Source organism: Oleiphilus sp. HI0123 (assembly GCF_001635315.1).
On sequence record NZ_LWGE01000420.1, the window covers coordinates 1 to 4,883 of the forward strand.

Sequence of the window (4,883 nt, forward strand, 5' to 3'; positions counted from 1 at the left end):
CACCGGCAGGATTGTTAAAAGAGAACATACGAGGCTCAAGCTCACTAATCGCATAACCACAATGTGGGCAGGCAAATCGTGAAGAGAAAATGATTTCATCCTGGCTGTCGTCTTCCCCCATTGGGGCAACAACTGCAATGCCATCTGTAAGAGCAAGGCATGTCTCAAAGGATTCTGCAATACGTTGTTGGATATCGTTGCGAACCTTAAAGCGGTCAACGACCACCTCAATGGTGTGCTTTTTATTCTTCTCAAGCTTAGGCGTGTCATCGAGGTCAGTAATAATGCCGTCAATTCGGGCGCGAATGAATCCCTGGCTCAAGAGATCTTGGAAGACATGAAGATGTTCGCCTTTACGGTTTTGGACAATTGGGGCGAGCAGCATAAGCCTGCTTTCTTCAGGAAGCTCAAGCACTTTATCAACCATCTGGCTAACAGTTTGCGCATTGAGTGGTGCGTCATGCTCTGGGCATCGAGGTTCGCCTGCGCGAGCGAATAATAGTCTCAGGTAATCGTAGATCTCAGTAATCGTACCGACAGTAGATCGTGGATTGTGAGAGGTGGATTTTTGCTCGATGGATATGGCTGGAGAAAGACCTTCAATATGGTCGACTTCAGGTTTGTCCATCATCGACAGGAATTGACGAGCGTAAGTCGACAGAGACTCGACATAACGTCGCTGGCCTTCAGCATAAAGCGTGTCAAAGGCGAGCGATGATTTACCGGAGCCAGATAAACCGGTTATTACGATTAGCTTATCACGAGGAATTGTAAGGTCGATATTTTTTAGGTTGTGTGTTTTTGCGCCACGAACGAGGATCTTATCCATTAATCTACTAACCGATGCTTAAAAACGGTCGATTATAGCAATTTAGACGCTAACTTGTATGACATATTACGCTAATGGGGTGTAAGCGCTCATTAGTACTTATTAGACCTGTATTGCGATTCCTTGCAGTGGGTCTTAATGATAGAATGGCTGCCCGAATAATTTGATGAATGTATACAAAATAATGACTGCTAGTGAAAAGCGCTCGGTAATTTCTTTAGCTCTTTTATATGCTTCGCGTATGCTTGGCTTGTTTATGGTTTTGCCGGTTTTTGTTTTATATGGGCAGGAGCTAGCCGGGTCGAGTGAAATTCTAATTGGTGTTGCTATTGGTGCTTATGGTTTGAGCCAGGCGCTGTTCCAAGTTCCCTTTGGTGCACTGTCTGACCGATTTGGTCGCAAAAAACTGATTTTCTTCGGGCTGCTCCTATTTCTCATTGGCAGTTTGGTCGCGGCACTTTCAACGACAATTTACGGTGTGATATTTGGCCGATTCCTTCAGGGGGCAGGGGCAATTGCCAGTGTCTTGATGGCTTTGCTAAGTGATTTAACGAGTGAAGAGAGCCGCACCAAATCGATGGCAATTATTGGTATGTCTATTGGTGTATCTTTTTCTGTTGCCTTGGTTATAGGGCCTTTAGTGGGAAGTGTTCTTGGGCTTCAGGGGATTTTCTGGTTTACTGCTGTGTTGGCACTGTTCGGAATGTTCTGGCTGTACTTCTTTGTGCCGAATCCTGTTCAGAGTGCATCCGACAGGAATACCCGTTTGTTCAAGAGCCAGTTAATGGACGTCTTAAAACATAAAGAGCTAGTTCGCCTTGATATCGGCATTTTTGCACTTCACCTTTGCCTGACAGCTTTGTTTATAGCTGTCCCCATGTCATTGCTTAACAAAATTAATATGCCGGGCGAGGATCATTGGCTGGTCTATCTAACAGTGATGGTGACATCATTTTTCGCAATGGTTCCTTTTATTATCATTGGTGAAAAGAAGCAGAAAATGAAGCCGGTTTTTTTATTCGCAATTCTGCTTCTTCTGGCTTCGTCACTGAGTTTTAGTTTGACTCAGAACCAGTTTTTATATTTCTGGCTTAGCTTGTTTTTTTACTTTATGGCTTTTAACTTGCTCGAAGCGAGTTTGCCTTCTTTGGTCAGTAAGATTTGTCCGGCTGGAAGCAAAGGAACGGCGATGGGGGTTTATTCAACTTGCCAGTTCTTTGGTGCCTTTGTTGGGGGGGTGTTAGGTGGTTGGGTTCTAAGTAGCTATGATGAGTCAGGCGTTTATCTGCTGGTAAGTATTGTTTGTCTTGGCTGGTTTCTATTTGCTCGCGGCATGGCTAACCCAAGCTCTGAAACAGGTATGACCTTAAGTTTCTCAGCTTTGGCAGACTCTCAGGCTCAGGAAATAACCGATAGGCTTAGCTCAGTGGGAGGTGTTGAAGAGGTTGTTTTGGTGCCTGAAGATAAGGTGGCTTATCTCAAAGTAATCAAAGGTAAACTAAATCAGCAGGAGCTGGATTCGGTTATGGAATGCTATCGTTAAGCATGAGACAATAATTAGATTAGAGCAAAAAATAATTCGGGGAAAGGTAATGGCAAGAGGTATAAACAAAGTAATTTTGATCGGTAATTTAGGGCAAGATCCTGATGCGCGCATGACGGCGCAAGGTTCAGCGGTCACAAACCTGAATATTGCTACGGATGAAAGTTATAAAGATAAAAACAGTGGACAGATGGTGCCAAAAACGGAGTGGCATCGTGTTGTTATGTTTAATCGTTTAGCTGAAATTGCAAAAGATTATCTGCGTAAAGGCTCTAAAGTCTATATCGAAGGTAAGTTGCAGACCAGAAAGTGGCAAGATCAAAGCGGACAAGACCGCTATACCACCGAGATTGTTGCGAACGAACTGCAGATGCTAGATAGTAAGCAGGGTGGATTTGATCAGCCGCAAGCAGCCACGCAAGGCGGGTATCAGACACAGCCTGCTCCTCAAGCAGCACCACAAGCACAGGCTGCACCGCAGGGCTATGCGCAGCCACAGCAGGCGGCGCCGGTTCAACAAGGCTATCAGCGCGCGCCACAACAGGGCGGCCAGGCTTATACTCAGGCAGCGCCTCAAGCCGCTCCGCAAAGCGCTCCAGCAATGGCGCCTCCTAGTGATGATTTTGATGATGATATTCCGTTCTAATTCACAGTATATTTAGTTTTGTAGATTTAAATTCTACAAAGAGCCCCTTGAGGTGTTATCTTTCAGGCTTATATGTAGATAAGGTCGGTACCGATGAGCCTTGCTCTGTTAGTAATTCTTCTCGTTGTGGCACTGAGTACAGTCAGCTGTGTATATGTGTATAACTATCGAGGAGAGGTGCGCTATAAGAATCTTCGCGAATATCTCCGGAAAGCTTGGCCAATTTTTGCTCCTCTCAATTGTTTTCTGTATGTGTCGACCAAGCGAAATTATCGTAAACCGATTGTTAATATTGATGATTTTGCTGAGCTTCAGTCCCTTACTGACAAGTGGGAACTCGTGCGTGAAGAGGCGGAGAGTCTTAGAGAGCAGGGTTACTTTGAGAAGACAACCAAAGAAGGCTCTGCATCGTACTATGATGTTGGCTTTAGAACCTTCTATAAGCATGGTTGGAGTAAATTCTATGTCAACTGGTATGGTTACACGCATGAATCTGCAAAGAAGCTATGCCCTAATACAGTTGAGCTGCTAAAAAACATTCCTTCAGTAAACGGTGCAATGTTTACTTTGTTGCCTCCAGGCTCAGAGTTGACTCGCCACTGCGATCCCATTGCCTGCTCATACCGGTATCAGCTTGGGCTATCTACACCTAACTCAGATGCCTGTTTTATCAATATTGATGGCAAAAGCTATTCTTGGAGGGATGGTGAGGCATTTTGTTTTGATGAAACTTATATTCACTATGTGAACAACAATACCGAAGACTATCGACTGATTCTAATGTTTGATGTTGAGCGTCCAATGAATATATTTGGTCGAGGGATTAACTGGGTATACAAGCTCTTGGCACGCGCAACTTTAGTGCCTAATACATCGATAGATCGCCAAGGTTTTTTTAACCGCCTATTCAGCACTGTTACACCTTTTCTTGAATGGTCGAAGGCCTTTAAAAAGCGGAATCGCCCGCTTTATAAAAGGCTTCAGTTTGTTTTTAACTCGCTGTTGCTGTTAATTCTGCTATTAATTATCGCTACGCCGTTTATTATCTTCTCATAACTAGTTTCCATACTCGCTATGATATAAAACTCTCTTGTTTCTAGAATAAGAGCGCGCACCCCAATTTACTCTGTGTGCAATTATGCACAACGCTTCTGCATATTTTATATTTCCGCACAAGTGTCCTTGATCTATAGTGACATCATTGTTTCTTCTGTTTAGCAGGAATGTGTGATGATCCGGAATACAGTAAGTTCTTACGGTTTGGTGGCTATTATAATTCATTGGCTCATGGCTGTTAGTATATTCTTCCTCTTTGGCTTGGGTTTATACATGGTTGAGCTCAGCTATTATGATTCCTGGTATAAGGGCTCTTTGGATCTGCATAAAAGTATTGGTGTATGTCTGCTCTTGGCGCTCATATTTCGAGTCATTTGGCGCACTATTAACATTGTTCCACAACCCGAGGTAAGTGGGCGTAAAGGTGAGGCGTTCGAGCACAAGGTGGCGCACCTAGTGCATCTAATGTTATATATTCTTATGTTTCTGATAATGAGTAGTGGTTATCTTATTTCTACTGCTGACGGTCGAGGTGTAGGCGTGTTCGAGTTGTTTGATGTGCCAGCACTACCTTCTTTGATCGAGAACCAGGAAGATATAGCAGGCGAAATTCATTTTTATCTCGCCTGGACTTTGATTGTTTTGGTAATACTTCATGTGGCAGGTGCCTTAAAACACCATTTTATTGATAAAGATACAACCTTGGTCAAAATGTTACGGTCGGGGAAATAAGTCTCAAATCCAACTTAGGAGAATAATATGAAGAAGTTAATTTTATCTGGTCTATTGGCGCTTGGTACTCTTGGCCC

At 43.7% G+C, this 4,883-nt stretch carries 4 protein-coding genes and 1 pseudogene; 4 read left to right on the forward strand and 1 reads right to left on the reverse strand.

Annotated elements, in window-relative coordinates; all coding sequences use genetic code 11:
• A pseudogene (locus A3761_RS03975) lies at window positions 1–829 on the reverse strand (excinuclease ABC subunit UvrA); the annotation flags it as partial.
• 166 nt (window positions 830–995) lie between these two features.
• Here A3761_RS03975 and A3761_RS03980 point away from each other — a divergent pair.
• From A3761_RS03980 to A3761_RS03995, 4 genes are all read left to right on the forward strand, one after another.
• Window positions 996–2,372, forward strand: coding sequence for an MFS transporter (locus tag A3761_RS03980; RefSeq protein WP_231872100.1), 1,377 nt, complete (start codon window positions 996–998; stop codon window positions 2,370–2,372).
• 49 nt (window positions 2,373–2,421) lie between these two features.
• Window positions 2,422–3,018, forward strand: coding sequence for a single-stranded DNA-binding protein (ssb, locus tag A3761_RS03985; protein ID WP_068554548.1), 597 nt, complete (start codon window positions 2,422–2,424; stop codon window positions 3,016–3,018).
• A gap of 252 nt (window positions 3,019–3,270) precedes the next feature.
• Window positions 3,271–4,074, forward strand: coding sequence for an aspartyl/asparaginyl beta-hydroxylase domain-containing protein (locus tag A3761_RS03990; protein ID WP_197470107.1), 804 nt, complete (start codon window positions 3,271–3,273; stop codon window positions 4,072–4,074).
• A 174-nt stretch (window positions 4,075–4,248) separates the two neighbouring features.
• Complete coding sequence (locus A3761_RS03995) at window positions 4,249–4,806, forward strand: cytochrome b (protein ID WP_068554552.1); 558 nt, start codon at window positions 4,249–4,251, stop codon at window positions 4,804–4,806.
• Window positions 4,807–4,883: the final 77 nt, after the last annotated feature.